Origin of the sequence: Streptomyces gamaensis, assembly GCF_042656465.1 — a bacterium.
In the GTDB taxonomy this organism is placed as follows: Bacteria; Actinomycetota; Actinomycetes; order Streptomycetales; family Streptomycetaceae; genus Streptomyces; species Streptomyces gamaensis.
Genome location: NZ_JBHSPB010000010.1, coordinates 215,849 through 232,043, shown reverse-complemented (window position 1 = coordinate 232,043; position 16,195 = coordinate 215,849). Strand labels below are relative to the sequence as shown.

General features: G+C 71.6%; 15 protein-coding genes. 5 read left to right on the top strand and 10 right to left on the bottom strand.

Annotation, left to right across the window (positions count from 1 at the left end):
- Positions 1-102: 102 nt before the first annotated feature.
- Both ACFP1Z_RS18625 and ACFP1Z_RS18620 read left to right on the top strand, forming a co-directional pair.
- The gene (locus ACFP1Z_RS18625; RefSeq protein ID WP_390317557.1) at positions 103-1,260 is read left to right on the top strand and encodes an acyl-CoA dehydrogenase; all 1,158 of its coding nucleotides are present in this window, start codon (positions 103-105) and stop codon (positions 1,258-1,260) included.
- 148 nt (positions 1,261-1,408) lie between these two features.
- Entirely contained in the window at positions 1,409-2,200 is a 792-nt protein-coding gene (locus ACFP1Z_RS18620; RefSeq protein WP_390317556.1) for a VOC family protein, read from the top strand.
- 32 nt (positions 2,201-2,232) lie between these two features.
- On the opposite strand, the gene ACFP1Z_RS18615 is transcribed toward ACFP1Z_RS18620, so the two are convergent.
- From ACFP1Z_RS18615 to ACFP1Z_RS18605, 3 genes are read right to left on the bottom strand one after another with little or no spacing between them, the layout of a single operon-like run.
- Positions 2,233-3,450 (bottom strand): dipeptidase, encoded by a 1,218-nt coding sequence (locus tag ACFP1Z_RS18615; protein ID WP_390317555.1) that lies wholly within the window; start codon positions 3,448-3,450, stop codon positions 2,233-2,235.
- Positions 3,451-3,455: 5 nt separating this feature from the next.
- Complete coding sequence (gene purE, locus ACFP1Z_RS18610; protein ID WP_390317554.1) at positions 3,456-3,983, bottom strand: 5-(carboxyamino)imidazole ribonucleotide mutase; 528 nt, start codon at positions 3,981-3,983, stop codon at positions 3,456-3,458.
- Complete coding sequence (locus ACFP1Z_RS18605; RefSeq protein ID WP_390317553.1) at positions 3,980-5,119, bottom strand: 5-(carboxyamino)imidazole ribonucleotide synthase; 1,140 nt, start codon at positions 5,117-5,119, stop codon at positions 3,980-3,982. The genes purE and ACFP1Z_RS18605 overlap by 4 nt, the downstream gene beginning before the upstream one ends.
- A 272-nt stretch (positions 5,120-5,391) precedes the next feature.
- Between ACFP1Z_RS18605 and ACFP1Z_RS18600 the strand changes: the two genes are divergently transcribed.
- Positions 5,392-5,889, top strand: a complete 498-nt coding sequence (locus ACFP1Z_RS18600; RefSeq protein WP_390317552.1) for a GtrA family protein — start codon at positions 5,392-5,394, stop codon at positions 5,887-5,889.
- Between the two features lie 66 nt (positions 5,890-5,955).
- Here the strand turns inward: ACFP1Z_RS18600 and ACFP1Z_RS18595 are convergent, their stop codons facing one another.
- A complete protein-coding gene (locus ACFP1Z_RS18595; RefSeq protein WP_390317551.1) occupies positions 5,956-7,305 on the bottom strand; it encodes an ATP-binding protein in 1,350 nt (449 codons plus the stop codon).
- 19 nt (positions 7,306-7,324) lie between these two features.
- Entirely contained in the window at positions 7,325-8,002 is a 678-nt protein-coding gene (locus ACFP1Z_RS18590) for a response regulator transcription factor (protein WP_390317550.1), read from the bottom strand.
- A gap of 474 nt (positions 8,003-8,476) precedes the next feature.
- Here ACFP1Z_RS18590 and ACFP1Z_RS18585 point away from each other — a divergent pair, with 474 nt between their 5' ends.
- Complete coding sequence (locus ACFP1Z_RS18585; protein WP_390317548.1) at positions 8,477-10,009, top strand: peptide MFS transporter; 1,533 nt, start codon at positions 8,477-8,479, stop codon at positions 10,007-10,009.
- 74 nt (positions 10,010-10,083) lie between these two features.
- Here ACFP1Z_RS18585 and ACFP1Z_RS18580 read toward each other — a convergent pair whose 3' ends face one another.
- From ACFP1Z_RS18580 to ACFP1Z_RS18560, 5 genes are all read right to left on the bottom strand, one after another.
- The gene (locus ACFP1Z_RS18580; RefSeq protein ID WP_390317546.1) at positions 10,084-11,082 is read right to left on the bottom strand and encodes a hypothetical protein; all 999 of its coding nucleotides are present in this window, start codon (positions 11,080-11,082) and stop codon (positions 10,084-10,086) included.
- On the bottom strand, positions 11,079-12,572 hold the full coding sequence (locus ACFP1Z_RS18575; protein ID WP_390317544.1) for a hypothetical protein: 1,494 nt from the start codon (positions 12,570-12,572) through the stop codon (positions 11,079-11,081). The genes ACFP1Z_RS18580 and ACFP1Z_RS18575 overlap by 4 nt, the downstream gene beginning before the upstream one ends.
- 45 nt (positions 12,573-12,617) lie before the next feature.
- The gene (locus tag ACFP1Z_RS18570) at positions 12,618-13,490 is read right to left on the bottom strand and encodes a peptidase (RefSeq protein WP_390317542.1); all 873 of its coding nucleotides are present in this window, start codon (positions 13,488-13,490) and stop codon (positions 12,618-12,620) included.
- A gap of 172 nt (positions 13,491-13,662) precedes the next feature.
- Positions 13,663-14,268 (bottom strand): ATP-binding protein, encoded by a 606-nt coding sequence (locus tag ACFP1Z_RS18565; protein WP_390317541.1) that lies wholly within the window; start codon positions 14,266-14,268, stop codon positions 13,663-13,665.
- Positions 14,269-14,456: 188 nt separating this feature from the next.
- Positions 14,457-14,825 carry an STAS domain-containing protein gene (locus ACFP1Z_RS18560; RefSeq protein WP_390317539.1) on the bottom strand — a complete coding sequence of 123 codons (369 nt, stop codon included), beginning with the start codon at positions 14,823-14,825 and terminating at the stop codon, positions 14,457-14,459.
- A gap of 243 nt (positions 14,826-15,068) precedes the next feature.
- Between ACFP1Z_RS18560 and ACFP1Z_RS18555 the strand changes: the two genes are divergently transcribed.
- Entirely contained in the window at positions 15,069-16,139 is a 1,071-nt protein-coding gene (locus ACFP1Z_RS18555; protein WP_390317537.1) for an RNA polymerase sigma factor SigF, read from the top strand.
- Positions 16,140-16,195 lie beyond the last annotated feature (56 nt).

The window sequence follows — 16,195 nt, the reverse complement described above, 5'->3', positions numbered from 1 at the left end:
GGCGCGGTGCGGGCGCTGTCGGCAAGCTCACGTGGTCCGTGTCCGAGGGCCGCCCCTAGAATCGGGTTACTAAACAGTAGTTAACTCTCTGGGGAGCATGCCTTGGCGGGATCAAAGGACTTCGACCTGTACCGGCCGTCCGAGGAGCACGACGAGCTGCGCAAGGTCGTGCGCTCGCTCGCCGAGGCGAAGATCGCGCCGTTCGCCGCCGAGGTGGACGAGCAGGGCCGTTTCCCCCAGGAGGCGCTGGACGCCCTGGTGGCCGCCGATCTGCACGCGGTGCACGTCCCCGAGGAGTTCGGCGGCGCGGGCGCGGACGCGCTGGCGACCGTGATCGTCATCGAGGAGGTCGCCCGGGTGTGCGCCTCCTCCTCGCTGATCCCCGCGGTCAACAAGCTGGGCTCGCTGCCGGTCGCGCTGTCGGGCTCGCCGGAGCTGAAGAAGCGCTATCTGGCGCCGCTCGCCAAGGGCGATGCGATGTTCTCGTACTGCCTGAGCGAGCCGGACGCCGGTTCCGACGCGGCCGGGATGAAGACCCGCGCCGTGCGCGACGGCGACTCCTGGGTGCTCAACGGCGTCAAGCGCTGGATCACCAACGCCGGTGTCAGCGAGTACTACACGGTCATGGCCGTCACGGACCCGGAGAAGCGCTCCAAGGGCATCTCCGCCTTCGTCGTGGAGAAGTCCGACGAGGGCGTCTCCTTCGGCGCCCCGGAGAAGAAGCTCGGCATCAAGGGCTCCCCGACCCGCGAGGTCTATCTCGACAACGTCCGCATCCCCGCCGACCGCATGATCGGCGAGGAGGGCACCGGCTTCGCGACCGCGATGAAGACCCTCGACCACACCCGTATCACCATCGCCGCCCAGGCCCTCGGCATCGCGCAGGGCGCCCTGGACTACGCGAAGGAGTACGTGCGGGAGCGCAAGCAGTTCGGCAAGCCCATCGGCGACTTCCAGGGCATCCAGTTCATGCTCGCCGACATGGCGATGAAGCTGGAGGCCGCCCGCCAGCTGACGTACGCGGCGGCCGCGAAGTCCGAGCGTCTCGACGCCGACCTCACCTTCTACGGCGCGGCCGCCAAGTGCTACGCCTCGGACGCCGCCATGGAGATCACCACGGACGCCGTCCAGCTCCTCGGCGGCTACGGCTACACCCGGGACTACCCGGTCGAGCGCATGATGCGCGACGCCAAGATCACGCAGATCTACGAGGGCACGAACCAGGTGCAGCGCATCGTCATGGCGAGGAACCTGCCGTAACCCGCGCCTTTTGCCTGCCCTTTCACCGCCTCTTCACGCTGTTCACGGCCCCGGACGGGCCCGCCCGGTGGCGGGGCCGTCCGTGAGCCTCCAGGGTGGTCTGTACGGGCCGCAGGGGTCCGTACCCGCCGCGTTGGAGGCTCGCGTCATGCCAGAGGTCACCGGTCCGTACGCCCCCGGCACCCCCTGCTGGGTCGATCTGATGGTCCCCGAGCAGCAGGCCGCGCTGGACTTCTACCGCGACCTGTTCGGCTGGCAGGGACAGGTCGGCCCGCCGGAGACCGGGGGTTACGCGGTCTGCGAGCTCAACGGCAGGCCCGTCGCCGGGATCATGTCGGCGATGAACCCGGACGGCAGCGCGCCGGAGCCGGCGCCGCCCACCGTGTGGACCACCTACCTCGCCGTCGCCGACGCCGACGCGGCCAGCCGCGCGATCACCGCGGCCGGCGGCAAGGTCGAGCTGGGCGTCCTCGACGTGATGGACCTCGGCCGCATGGCGGTCGCCTCCGACCCGACGGGCGCCGTCTTCGGCATCTGGCAGGCCAAGGACTTCGCCGGCGCGGGCGTCACCCGCGCCCCCGGCGCCCTCGTCTGGAACGAGCTCAACACCCCTGATGTCACAGCCGCTTCGGCCTTCTACGCCGCCGCCTTCGGCATCGAGGCGACGCCCATGGAGGGCGCCGACGGCTACTTCGCCCTGAAGGCCGGCGGCGAGCCCGTCGGCGGGATGCAGAGCCTGTCCAACCTGCCCGAGGGCACACCCCCGAACTGGACGGTCTACTTCGCCGTCGACGACTGCGACAGCACGGTCGACGCCCTGATCCGCGCGGGCGGCAACGTCCTCAAGCCCCCGTTCGACATGATCGCGGGCCGTATGGCGGTGGTGCAGGACCCGTGGGGCGGCGTCTTCTGCGTGATCAAGACGAAGCCGATGGCGTGAGGCACCCGGCCTGAGGCAAGGGACCCCCGCCCCTATCCGTCCAGTTCCTCGACCGTCGCGTTGGAGGGCCCGCGCACCACGGACAGCCCCCGGGCGACCGACTCCGCGTCGCGCAGCACCCGCACCGCGTTGTGCCACGTGAGCTTCGCCAGGTCCGCCTCCGACCAGCCGCGCCGCAGCAGTTCGGCGATCAGGTTCGGATACCCGGAGACGTCCTGCAGGCCGTCCGCCGTGAACGCCGTCCCGTCGAAGTCCCCGCCGATCCCGATGTGGTCGATCCCGGCGACCTCCCGCATGTGGTCGAGGTGGTCGGCGACGGTCTCCACGGTCGCGCGCGGCCGGGGGCACCGCGCCTCGTACGCCCGGTGCACCTCCATCGCCTCGGGCGTGTGCGCCAGCGCGTCGAAGCCGTGCGCCCGCATATTGGCCTCGGCGCCACGGGTCCATTCGGCGGCGGCGGGGAGGATGAACTTCGGCACGAAAGTCGCCATCGCCACACCACCGTTGGCGGGCAGCGCGGCCAGCACGTCGTCCGGGATGTTGCGCGGATGGTCGCAGACGGCCCGCGCCGAGGAGTGCGAGAAGAGCACCGGTGCCTCGCTCACCCGCAGCGCGTCCCGCATCGTGTCGGCGGACACGTGCGAGAGGTCGACCAGCATCCCGACCCGGTTCATCTCGCGCACGACCTCCTCGCCGAACCGGGTCAGTCCGCCCGCGACGGGCTCGTCGGTCGCCGAATCGGCCCACGGCACATTGAAGTTGTGCGTGAGGGTCATGTAGCGCACGCCGAGCCGGTGCAGGGCCCGCAGCGTCGCCAGCGAGCAGTTGATGCTGTGCCCGCCCTCGGCGCCCATCAGGGAGGCGATGCGCCCCTCCTCGCGGGCGGCCTCCATGTCGTCGGCGCAGTAGCTCAGCCGCAGGTCCGACGGATAGCGCAGGGCCAACTGCCGCACGGCGTCGATCTGTTCGAGGGTGGCGCTGACGGCCGCGTCACCGGCGAGGGAGCAGCGCACGTACACGGACCAGAACTGCGCGCCGACGCCGCCCGCGCGCAGCCGGGGCAGGTCGGTGTGCAGACAGGCGCTCTGGTCGGCGGCGATGTCGCGGCGGTCGAGGTCGTAGCGGACCTGTTCGCGCAGCGCCCAGGGCAGGTCGTTGTGGCCGTCGACGACGGGGTGCGCGGAGAGGAGGGCGCGGGCGCGGTCGAGGAGTTCGCCGCCGGCGCTGTCTGTGTTCGTTGTGTCGGTCATGGCGTTCACTGCCCGAATCCGAAGCCGTTGGCGCCCTCGATCCGGGCGCGCAGCCGCTTGCCCTTCTCGGTGGCCTGGGTGTTGAGGTCCTCCTGGAACGCGCGCATCCGGTCCTGGAGTTGCCCGTCGTGCGCGGCGAGCATCCGGACGGCCAGCAGCCCGGCGTTGCGGGCACCGGCCACGGAGACGGCGGCGACCGGCACCCCGGCGGGCATCTGCACGATGGACAGCAACGAGTCCATGCCGTCGAGGTACTTGAGCGGGACGGGCACGCCGATGACCGGCAGCGGGGTGACGGAGGCGAGCATGCCGGGCAGATGGGCGGCGCCGCCCGCGCCCGCGATGACCGCCTTCAGGCCGCGTCCGGCGGCCTGTTCGCCGTAGGCGACCATCTCGCGGGGCATACGGTGCGCGGAGACGACATCGACCTCGTAGGGGACGTCGAACTCGGTGAGCGCCTTGGCGGCCTCGGCCATGACGGGCCAGTCGGAGTCGGAGCCCATGACGATGCCGACCAGGGGGGAACCGTTCATTCGGTGATCGTTCCTCGCAGGTATCCGGCGGCGTGGCGGGCGCGGTCGAGCACGTCGTCCAGGTCGTCGCCGTAGGTGTTGACGTGTCCGACCTTGCGGCCGGGCTTCACGTCCTTGCCGTACATATGGATCTTCAGGCCGGGGTCGCGGGCCATGCAGTGCAGATACGCCGCGTACATGTCGGGGTAGTCGCCCCCGAGGACGTTGGCCATGACCGTCCAGCGGGCGCGGGGGCGGGGGTCGCCGAGCGGGAGGTCGAGCACGGCCCGTACGTGGTTGGCGAACTGGGAGGTGACGGCGCCGTCCTGGGTCCAGTGGCCGGAGTTGTGCGGGCGCATGGCGAGCTCGTTGACGAGGACGCGGCCGTCGCGGGTCTCGAACAGCTCGACCGCGAGATGGCCGACGACGCCCAGCTCCGCCGCTATCTTCAGGGCGAGTTGCTGGGCGTGCGCGGAGAGCTCGTCGGACAGGCCGGGCGCGGGCGCGATCACGGTGTCGCACACGCCGTCGACCTGGACGGACTCCACGACGGGATAGGAGACGGCCTGGCCGTGCGGAGAGCGCACGACGTTCGCCGCGAGCTCGCGGACGAAGTCGACCTTCTCCTCGGCGAGCACGGGCACACCGGCCCGGAACGGCTCGGCGGCCTCGGCGGCGTCGCGCACGACCCACACGCCCTTGCCGTCGTAACCGCCGCGCACCGTCTTGAGGACGACCGGAAACCCTCCGGCCTCCGCGGCGAAGCGCTCCACATCGGCCGGATCCGCGACGAGGCGGTGCCGTGGACAGGGGATGCCGATCGCGTCGAGCTTCGCCCGCATCACGCCCTTGTCCTGGGCGTGCACCAAAGCGTCGGGCCCTGGCCGGACGGGAATTCCGTCCGCTTCCAGGGCCCGCAGGTGCTCGGTCGGTACGTGTTCGTGATCGAAAGTGATCACGTCACAGCCTTGTGCGAACGCACGAAGGGTGTCGAGATCACGGTGATCACCGATGACGACCTCGTTCACCACCTGGGCCGCCGAGTCCTGTGGGGCGTCACTGAGCAGCTTGAATCTGATACCGAGGGGGATGCCCGCCTCGTGGGTCATACGGGCGAGCTGGCCGCCGCCGACCATGCCGACTACCGGGAACGTCACGCACCCCAGGGTATCCGCACACGCGAACACCCCCGACCGCCCTTGGACGATCGCACGAGTCCCGGCCGGGTCCCGGGCGTGGCCGATATGTTCCGGCCGCACCACGCGTTCGCCCCGCGTTCACCGGCCGCGGCCCTCCGGGAACGGATCCTCCGGATAGCATGAGGGCCGCCCGAGCCGCAGGAGGGACGCCCGCGTGCCCCCGGCCCGGCTTTCCGTTCCTCTTCCCGACCTGTCCCCCGACCGTCCATCAACGGAGCCTGACGATCGTCATGAGTCAACGGCGCGCAGTGCGTTCCCGGCTGGAGCGACTGGCCCGCGAGATCGCGAAGTTCGGCGCGGTCGGGGCCATCGGGTTCGTGGTCAACTTCATCGTCTTCAACTTCTGCCGGCACGTGCTGGACCTCGCCGTGGTGCGGTCCGGCATCATCGCGACCGTCGTCGCGATCGCCGCCAACTACGTGGGCAACCGCTACTGGACGTACCGCGACTGCGACCGCAGCCGGCGCAGCCGTGAGCTGTGGCTGTTCCTGCTGTTCAGCGGCGCGGGCCTGGTGATCGAGAACGGCGTCCTGGCGATCGCCTACTACGGCCTGGACTTCCGCTCCGCGCTCGCGTCCAACATCGCCAAGAACGTGGTGGGCCTGGGCCTGGGCACGGTCTTCCGCTTCTGGTCCTACCGCACGTGGGTGTTCCGCCGGGCGGCCGTCCAGACCGCTGAATCGTTCCTCGTGGACGGCAGGCCGCAGCGGGTCCGGGCGGGGAAGTAACGGGGGACCCGCGCGGGGACTTGGCGGCGGGCCGCAGGCCGACTCGGAGCGGCGGGGCCGCAGGCCCTACGCCTCCGCGCCGCTCTCCGGCCGCTCCCCGCGCTGCTCGTCCCCCACAGCACCGGGGGCGTCCTTCCGGGCAGGCGCCTCACGCTCCTCCGGCACCTCCGGGACCTCCGGCTGGTCCGCGTCCCGGCTCAGGAAGAGCGCGAAGACCGGCGGGCTGGCCTGCAGGAGTTCCAGACGCCCCCCGTCCGCCTCGGCCAGATCGCGGGCGACCGCGAGGCCCAGACCGGTGGAGTTGCGGCCGCTGACCGTGCGCTCGAAGACCCGGGCCCCCAGGTCGGGCGGGACACCGGGGCCCTCGTCGGAGACCTCGACGACGGCCTGGTTGCCGGTGACGCGGGTGCGCAGGGCGACCGTACCGTCGCCGTGCATCAGGGAGTTCTCGATGAGTGTGGCGATGACCTGGGAGACGGCACCGGGGGTGCCGACGGCGCGCAGGCCCTGCCGGCCGGAGCGCACCAGCGCCCGGCCCTCGCTGCGGGAGGCGGGCCGCCACTCCTCGATCTGCTGCTTGATGACCTCGTCGAGGTCGAAGGTGACGGCCGAGCTGGACTGCGGATCACGGGAGTTGGTCAGCAGCCGCTGCACGACGTCGGTGAGCCGCTCGACCTGGGTGAGGGCGATCGTGGCCTCTTCCTTGACCGTGTCGGGGTCGTCGGTGAGGGTGATCTCCTCCAGCCGCATGGACAGCGCGGTCAGCGGGGTGCGCAGCTGGTGCGAGGCGTCGGCGGCGAGCCGCCGCTCGGCGGTGAGCATCCGGGCGATGCGCTCGGCGCTGGAGTCCAGGACGTCGGCGACGCGGTCGAGTTCGGGCACGCCGTAGCGGCGGTGCCGGGGCCGGGGGTCGCCGGAGCCGAGCCGTTCGGCGGTCTCGGCGAGGTCGGTGAGGGGCGCGGTGAGCCGGTTGGCCTGCCGTACGGCCAGGAAGACGGCGGCGACGACGGCGAGCATGGCGACGGCGAGGATCACCAGCAGGGTGCGGCCCACCTCGCGGCTGACCGCCGAGCGGGACTCCTCGACCCGTACGGTCTCGCCCTCCTCACCCTTCTGTGTCGCGGTGATGACCCCGCCCGCGGGCCGCTCGCCGATCTGGATGGGCGGCTGGCCGGGGATCTCGATGCGCGCGTAGCGGTCGGGGGTGATCTGTTCGCTGAGCACCCCCGACTCGACGCGCTCGTTCGCGGCCAGTCTGCTGTCGACGATGCTGACCAGCCGCACGGCCTCCGACTGCACGCTCTCCTGCGCGCTGCTCTCGATGGTGCGGGTCTCGACGATCACCAGGGAGATGCCGAAGACGGCGATCACGACGAGAACGACGGCGAGTGTGGAGTTGATCAGTCGGCGGCGCACGGGACCGGGTTACCTCGGGTCAGCTCTTCTCGAAGCGGAAACCGACACCGCGGACGGTGGCGATGTACCGCGGGTTCGCCGCGTCGTCGCCCAGCTTCTTGCGGAGCCAGGAGATGTGCATGTCCAGCGTCTTGGTGGAGGACCACCAGGTGGTGTCCCACACCTCGCGCATCAGCTGGTCGCGGGTGACGACCCGGCCGGCGTCCCGGACCAGGACCCGCAGCAGGTCGAACTCCTTGGCGGTGAGCTGGAGTTCCTCGTCGCCCATCCAGGCGCGGTGCGACTCGACGTCGATGCGCACCCCGTGGGTGGCGGGCGGCTGCTGGGTGTCGGCGGTGCCGCGGCGCAGCAGGGCCCGCACCCGGGCCAGCAGCTCCGCGAGCCGGAAGGGCTTGGTCACATAGTCGTCGGCGCCGGCGTCCAGGCCGACCACGGTGTCCACTTCGTCGGCGCGCGCGGTCAGCACCAGCACCGGGAAACCGTGGCCCTCGGTGCGCAGCCTGCGGCAGACCTCCAGGCCGTCCATGCCGGGCAGCCCGAGGTCGAGGACGAGCAGGTCCACTCCTCCTTTGAGGCCGGCGTCGAGGGCCGCGGGGCCGTCTTCTCGCACCTCCACCTCATAGCCCTCACGGCGCAGGGCGCGTGCGAGCGGTTCCGAGATGGACGCGTCATCCTCGGCGAGCAGTACTCGGGTCATGCCGTTGATGGTAGTCCGCCCGGGCGCACGTCAGAGGTGTACTCACAGCTACCACGGGCAACACTTCACCAAGAGCAAACCCACCTTCGAATCCTTCCGAACGGTTCCGCGAAAGGCTGTGATCCGCGTCTCAACCGCTTCCGTTTCGGGGCAGTGTGTGACGTATGGTGACCTGCACGTCTGTACCAAGCACCCGGAGGACCTTCGGCCACCACCGCACGCCGAAGGTCTCTGTTGTGCCAGAGGCTGGGCCACCAGCCTTGTAGGACAGTGAATGACCTGTCGGCCGGGTCCACCGCGCGAGGATGCGCGGGGGCGTGGATCCCGGTGTACGGCCGTCCTGCCGGCCTCTCCCGTCCAGTGGAGGGCCGAACCCCTGGGGCGTGGGGGCGGGCGGTGCAGTAGCCGGTGCCGGCCAACCCCACAAGGGCGCGCAATCGCTCGACCGCGCGTCCCGACACACAAGGATCGACCATGGCGTCCAGCCTGACGAAGGGAAGCCCGGCCCCGGAGAAGACCTCTCCCGCCGGCGGCAAGACCCTTCTCGGCCATCCGATTGGCCTGGCCCCGCTCTTCCTGACGGAGATGTGGGAGCGCTTCAGCTACTACGGCATGCGTGCCCTTCTCGTCGTCTACCTGATCGCCGGCGGCCCGGACGCCAAGCCCGGCTCCCAGGGCGGCGGCCTCCACATGCCCGAGACGAGCGCGCTCGCGATCTACTCGGTCTACGTGGCCATGGTGTACCTGCTCACGATGCCGGGCGGCTGGATCGGTGACCGGGTCTGGGGCCCGCGCAAGACCGTCGCCATCGCGGCCGGCGTGATCATGGTGGGTCACCTGGTGCTGGCGATCCCCGGCCAGGCCTCCTTCTTCGCCGGTCTGGCGATCGTGGCGGTCGGCTCGGGTCTGCTGAAGGCCAATATCTCCACGATGGTCGGCCACCTCTACGACGGCCCGCAGGACCCGCGCCGCGACGGCGGCTTCACGATCTTCTACATCGGCATCAACCTCGGCAGCTTCTTCTCGCCGCTGGTGATCGGCACGATCGGTCAGAAGTTCAACTGGCACCTCGGCTTCGCCATCGCGGCCGCGGGCATGGGCCTGGGTCTGATCTGCTTCCTGTTCGGCACCCGCTGGATGTCCCCGCAGAGCAGTGTCGTGCCGACCCCGCTGACGGTCGCCGAGCGCAACACCTGGCTGAAGAAGGGCCTGATCTGGCTGGCCATCGCCGCCGTCTTCTACGGCGCGATCGTCGCCTCCGGCCAGTGGAACCTGAAGTGGGCGCTGTACCCGATCACGATCGCCGGTCTGATCATCCCGGTCACCGTGCTCCTGCGCATCAAGCGCGACAAGGACCTCTCGGACACCGAGCAGACCAAGGTCAGCGGCTACATCTGGTTCTTCGTCGCCGCCGCCGTGTTCTGGATGATCTTCGACCAGGCCGGCTCGACGATGTCGACCTTCGCCGAGAAGCAGACCTCCGACACCCTCTTCGGTCTGAGCTTCCCCTCCACCTGGTTCCAGTCCGTGAACCCGGCCTGGGTCATGGCGCTCGCCCCGGTGATCGCCTCCGTGTGGATGGCGCTCTCGCGCCGCAACCGCGAGCCCAGCACCACGGTGAAGTTCGCGATGGCGATGTTCTTCATCGGCGCCTCGTTCGCGATCTTCGTCGTCCCGATGCTGATGACGCAGGACGGCGGCAAGGCGAGCCCGATGTGGCTGCTGTCGATCTACATGATCCAGACCATCGGTGAGCTGTGCCTGTCCCCCGTGGGCCTGTCGGTCACGACCAAGCTGGCGCCGCAGAAGTACGCGAGCCAGATGCTGGGCGTGTGGTTCCTCGCGGTCACCGCGGGCGACTGCTTCACGGGTCTGCTCTCGCTGAACGACGTGAAGCTCAACAGCCCCGTCATGGTCGGTATCGAGGCGGTGATGGCGGTCGTCGCCGGTATCGCGGTGTGGGTGTACCGCAAGCGCATCGTGGCGCTCATGGGCGACGTCCGCTGAGGACGCCCCGCTCGCACGACCGGGTGCCCCCGGCGCGGATTCCGCGCCGGGGGCACCGGCTTTTCACCGGCTTGTCACCGGCGCCGTCTGCCCGTGGGGTCCGCGTCGCGGGTGAACCACGGCAGCGCGGGGGCGCTGCCGTTCACGGGTGCGGACGCGCCGTCCGTACGGGCCGGGGAGCCGTCGTCCGTACGGGCCGGGGCGGCGGCGGTGCGCGGGCGCAGCCGGTCCACGACCGCCATCCCGGCCCGGTACAGGCCCGCCGGGACCACCACGCACAGCAGGATCCAGAACAGCGTCACGCCCCAGGGCCGGGGGACGTCCCAGGGCTTCTCGACGAGCACCTTGCCGCCGTAGGTGAGCGAGACCGTGTAGTCGCCGTGCGCGCCCGCCGCGAGCTCCACGTCGAGCGCGACCCGGGCCCGCCGCCCCGCCCGGATCGTGCCCCGCCAGCGCCGGTCCTCCCAGCTGGGGGCGAGCACCCCGTGCGCGGTGCCGACCCGGAAGACGGGGTCGCGGGCGGGTGCCGAGCCGACGTTGCCGAGGGTGACGACCAGGGTGCGGCGCGGCGGCGCCCCGAACCACGTGAGCAGCCCGCTCCTGCCGTCGAGCCGCGCGGAGATCACCCCCAGCCGCTCGTCGCCGCTCTGCTCCGGCAGCGGCGCGACGGGGTGCCCGGCGACGGTGAAGGCCGCGTCGGCGGCCGTCCCGTCGTCCGTGACGGCCGCCACGTGCACGACGCACGGGCAGGGCTTCGGGGGCGCGGCGACGGGCAGTTCACGCCGGAAGGCGCCGTCGTGGCCAGTGGTCACGGTCCGCCCTTCCGCGTTCGCGCAGGCGTTGGTACCGCCGATCATGTTCTGCCCACAAATGATCAACGTCAACAACGTCCCCGGCCGCCACCCGCCCCCACTGACCGTCACGGTCCCCCCGGCCCCGGCAGCGCCCCGGTCCAGCGCGACGGTGGGCCCGTCGGAAGCGTGCGCGGCGGGCAGCAGCACGAGAAGGGGGATGAGGAGGAGGGCGGCGAGCAGGGTGAGCACGGCGCGGGCGCAGAGGCGGAGGGGCTTCACGGGGCGGCTCCCGGGGCGGGGGTGCCGTCGGGGGCGGGGGCGGGGGTGCCTCCCGGCGCGGGGGCGCGGGTGCTTCCGGGGGCAGGGGTGCCAGCCGGAGCGGGGGTCGCCTGCGGGCGGGGGGTGTCGGGGGCGGTCGCGGGAGTGCCGCCGGCACCCGGCGCGGGACCGCCTCCCGGCGCGCGAGCGGCGGCGCTTCCGGGGGTGGTGCCGGCTGCCGGTGTAGGGGTCGCCCCTGTACGAGGTGCGTCGGCGGCGCTCGTGGGGGTGCCGTCGGCACCCGGGGCGGGGAGACCTCCTGGCGCGGGGACGTGGGTACTTCCGGCGGCGGAACCGCGTGCCGGGGCCGAGGTCGCCCCTGTGCAGGGGGCATCGACGGCACTCGCGGGAGTGCCGTCGGCACCCGGCGCGGGACCGCCTCCCGGCGCGCGAGCGGCGGCGCTTCCGGGGGCAGGGCTGCCCGCCGACGAGGAGGCACGCGCGACCGGTTCAGGGGTGCCTTCCGGGGCGGGGTCGCGCGGGGTCGGGGGGCGGGGGGCGGAGCCCCCTGCGGGGGTTCGGGGGCGGAGCCCCCGGGGGGAAAGCTTTCGTTTCCGGGTGCCGGGTGGGTGGGGGGGAGTGGTGGGCCGGAAACGCATCCGCATCCGCAGCCGCAGCCACACCGCGCACCCGCACACGCCCCCGGCAAGCACCCCCGTGGGCCCGAGCCACCGCCACGGCACGTACCCGGCGGAGCCCACCGCTGGGGCGGCCCCCCGCGCCGTCGCGGTGACCCGGACCGTGACCAGGTCCCAGCGGGGCGCCCCGGGCCAGCGTTCGGCCAGCGGGGCCCGCCCGCCGGGCGGCAGCGCGGACGGCACGCCGTCAGGCGTACGGCGCAGCACTTCGCCGAAGAGCCCCTCGGCCCGGATCGCCACCCGCGGAGCGACAAGCACCGTATTGCCCCGGTTGACGAGCGCGTAGTGGATGACGGCGCCGCCCCCGTCACCGCCGACGCGGAGGTTCTCGACGGCGAGTGCGGGCAGCGCGGCGCCGCGTACGCGCACGGTGAGCCGGACGCGGGCGGTACGCCCGTCCGCCGTGGCGAGGATCGCGGCCGGGTGGTCGCCGGGTCCGGCGTCGGCGGGCACGCTGACGCCGACGGGGACGTCCGCGCGGGTACGGGCGGGGACCTCCAGTCTCCGCGCGCCGAGCGCGATCCAGGGGCCGGTGCCGCGCAGTTCGAGGGTGAGCGGCCGGTCCGCGGGGTTGACGACCGAGAGTCTGTCCTCCAGGACCGTGCCCGGGGTGCCCTCCAGATAGAACGCGGACCGGTCCTCGGCGCCGGGTCCGGACCGGCCGGCGGGGACGGGCACCACGGCCCAGTCCTTCGCGTCCGCGAACGCACCGTTTGCGGCAGGGGAGTTGAGGAGGATGAGGGCGAGCGCGGTGACGCTGAGTACCGCGGCGAGGCGGCGCCCCGTGCCACGGCGGGGGGACGTCGGCGGCATCGGCGGCTCCCTGGGTCCCGGTGTACGTACGGGGGTGCGGGTGGGTCAGCGGGGGTCGGCGGGACGGTGGCGCCGGGTGAGCCAGAGGGCGCCGCCGACGCCGGAGAGGAGCAGGGTGCCGCCGAGGGTGCCGAGGGCGATGGCGGAGTCGGAGGGCCCGGTCTGCGGGAGCTTGCCGCCGGTGGAGCCGGCGCCGGTGGTGCCCGTACCGCCGGTGTCGCCGCCGGTGCTCGTACCGCCCGTACCGCCCGTACTGCCCGTACCGCCCGTACCGCCCGAACTGCCGGAGCCGCCCGAGCCGTTGGTGCCGGAACTCGACCCGGACGTGGACCCGGAGCTCGACCCGGACGTGGATCCCGACGACGAGCCACCGGAGCCGCCGGAGCTGCCGCCCGGGGCCTTGACGTCGAGGGTCAGGGAGGGCTTGGGGTTGTTGGAGGGGGTGCAGGTCGTGGTGGTGCCCATCGCGGCGATGGTCAGGACGGAGGCCGTGAAGGTGACCTTGCCGCTCTTCTTGGGGGTGTAGGTCCCCGACAAGTCGTTGATCTTTATGGGGGTGTTGGGCGGGATCGCCGCGTCGTTCGCGGGTCCCTCGACCGGGACCGTACCGCTGTCGTCGCCGCCGAGCTTGACGACGGCGCTCGGTTTCATCACGCCCTTGGGGAGCTCGATGGGGCTGGAGGAGACACCTTTGCCGAAGATCACGGTGAGCTTGTAGGTGTCACCACTGGGCTCCGCCTTGATGTCGATGGGCGACACGGCGCTCTTGTCACCGATCGGTGTCTTGCACTGGTAGTTGACGTCGACGGATTCGGCGGCCGCGGGCGGGGCGGCCAGCAGGAGCGCCCCGCCGGCCAGCAGCGCGGCGAGGGCGGGGGTGCCGTGCCGGATGACGGGGTGACGTGGGTCGCGGAACACCTCGGTTCCCCTCTCGTCCGGTGTCGTCGCCGGTGCGCGGACGCACGACTACTGACGACACATCAGATCGGGCCGACGACGGTACGCCGGGGACCGCGAGGAGGGAAGAGAGGGACGAGACAGAAGACCGTTGCGCCGCAGGACGGTCAGAAGCCCGGACGGCAAGGAGCGGTCAGGAAGGCGCGGCGAGCTCCGCCCAGACCGTCTTCCCGGCACCGTTCTCATTGCGGACGACGCCCCAGTCGAGGCACAGCCGCTGGACGATGAACATGCCGTGCCCGCCGGGCCGGCCCGCGCGGTGGGGGTTGCGGGGGGCGGGCGCGCCGGCGCCGAGGTCGGTGACCTCCAGCCGCAGCACCTTGTCCGCGCAGCTGACGCGGAGTTCCTCGGGGCCGTCGGCGTGCAGGCAGGCGTTGGTGACCAGTTCGGAGACGACGAGCAGCACGTCCTCGGCCGCGGCCCGGTGGTCGGCGGTGAGCGCGGGCAGCCAGCCCCAGTCGGTGAGCGCGGCCCGGGTGAAGTCGCGCGCCATCGGCACAGCACCGCTGACGTCGACGAGACGCAGCCGACGGGTACGGGCAGCGGCCGCGGCGGGCGCGTGCGCCTCGGCCGCCGGCTCCGCACTCGCGGCCGTACCCGCCGACGGCGGCTCGGCGGGTACGGACGGACGCGCCGGAACCGGGCCCCGCGCCACCGGGGAGGGCGTGCCGCAGGAGGCGCTGCCGCCCGGCTGCGGACCGGAGTCGCCCGGCGGAGGCCACGGCCGCGTGGTGCTCATCAGCACTTCACCTCACCGATTCCCGATTCAGAAAATTGTGGTCACCTGGCAGATTGCCGGATTCGGCAGACAGACTCCTGCCCGACCGTCCCGGAGAAACACCCGTGACTTCACCGCGATCCCTGTGACGCGCGCAACGTGACGCACGTGACACGGATTCCTTCGGCGGCGGAGCCCGGCTGCGGGCTTCAGTCGGCGAGCGCCGAATCGAGCGAATCGTGGACGGTGAAGACCGCCTCGGCTCCGGTGATCTCGAAAACCCGGGCCACGACGGGCCGCATCGCGGCCAGATGGATCCCACCGCCCGCCGCCTCGGCCTTCAGCCGGGCTCCGAGCAGCACGTTCAGACCCGTGGAATCACAGAACTCCAGCTGGGAGCAGTCCACGACCAACCGGGCCCGGCCCTCCTCGACGCAGGCGTCGAGCGGCTTGCGCAGCAACTCGGCCGTGTGGTGATCGAGCTCACCTGCCGGCGTGACAACGGCGCTCTTTCCATGAGGCCTGACATCGACACTCAGCCGGCCCCTGCTCGCACTGCCGACCATCCCGCGATCCATCCGTATCCCTTCCCGGTGTGGCTGCGTGGGGCTTCGAGAACCCTACGCCTTCCATACGCCCTCGGGAAGCCGAAGATCCGGCATTTCAGACATAGCCGGATGTAACGCACTTGCCATGTGGAGGTAAAGCCCGGTAGGGCTAGTAGAGGACATTCCGCCACAGACGGCTTTGGAGGCGCCGCACACCGCAGCACGACGCACACGGCATCGGCAGCCTTATGCCGAGAATGATGGAGGAGACCCATGTCACCCCGGCTCGACGCATCGCGCGACTGCCTCCGGCAGGCCGCGTCGTCGAATGGCGCGCACCGTGCGCGCACCACCCCAGACTTGGCCGTCGCGGTCCCGGCCCGCGAGCGGCACGCGCGCGGCGGTTCCACCGCCGCGGCGGAGAGCGCCCCGTACGCGGACGGCGCCCCGCAGCACTTCGAGGGCGACCCGTACACCGGCGACGCGCCCCGTATTCCCGCTCCGCGGGCCGCCGCCGGCCCCGACGGGACCGGCCACCGGACCGTTCTCGACCCCCGCGAGGTCGATCCCCGCGAGGTCGACCCGCTCGACGCGCGAGCCCTTTCGAAGACGCTTTTCGCGCGGCTCACCGAACTCGAAGAGGGCACGCACGAATACGCGTACGTCCGTAACACCCTCATCGAACTCAACCTGGCGCTCGTGAAGTTCGCCGCCTCCCGGTTCCGTTCGCGCAGCGAACCGATGGAGGACATCATCCAGGTCGGCACGATAGGCCTGATCAAGGCCATCGACCGGTTCGAGCTCAGCCGGGGCGTGGAATTCCCCACGTTCGCGATGCCGACGATCATCGGCGAGATCAAGCGCTTCTTCCGCGACACCAGCTGGTCCGTGCGCGTCCCGCGCCGCCTCCAGGAACTCCGCCTGGACCTGGTCAAGGCCGGCGACGAGCTCGCCCAGCAGCTCGACCGCTCCCCCACCGTCGCCGAACTCGCCCAGCGCCTCGGCATCTCGCAGGACGAGGTCGTCGAGGGCATGGCCGCCAGCAACGCCTATTCGGCGACCTCGCTGGACGCCCACGCCGCCGAAGACGACACGGAGGCCACCCTCGCCGCGCGCATCGGCTACGAGGACCACGGCATCGAAGGCATCGAGTACGTCGAGTCGTTGAAGCCGATGATCGCGCGACTGCCGTCCCGCGACCGCCTCATTCTCTCCCTGCGCTTCGTCGCCAACATGACGCAGTCCGAGATCGGCGAGGAACTCGGCATCTCGCAGATGCATGTGTCGCGACTGCTGTCGCGGACACTGGCGAAACTGCGCCGCGGCCTGCTGGCCGACGAATAACGTTCCACGAATACCGTTCTACGAATAGCGTTCGACGAATAGCGTTGACGGATACT